General features: G+C 40.4%; 1 pseudogene. It reads right to left on the bottom strand.

What is annotated here, in order from left to right:
- Positions 1 to 260, bottom strand: a pseudogene (locus AAEZ06_RS27630) (DUF3631 domain-containing protein); the annotation flags it as partial.

Below are 260 nucleotides of genomic sequence, written 5' to 3'. Positions count from 1 at the left end.
CATCAGACCATCTTGCAAGCTGAGACTGGATAGTTTTAGTGACGTCTATAGGTAATTCACGAAGCCGTTTTTTTGACTCATTTTTCATTTTACGACGCAGAGTTAGAGATATTGATCGATCTATTAATGTGCCAGGGATTTTGCCAATACCTGAGATTGCTTTAGCACCATATGCATTAAACGCTACTGGCTTATTATCATCTCCAACACAGCGTAAAACCTTAGAATGCTCAAGACTGTGCCCTGCATTTAGTATGCCC

Source organism: Pseudomonas sp. HY7a-MNA-CIBAN-0227 (assembly GCF_040310325.1).
Lineage (GTDB): Bacteria > Pseudomonadota > Gammaproteobacteria > Pseudomonadales > Pseudomonadaceae > Aquipseudomonas.
Note: the sequence above shows the minus strand (reverse complement) of the source record. Positions and strands in the feature narration are given on the sequence as shown.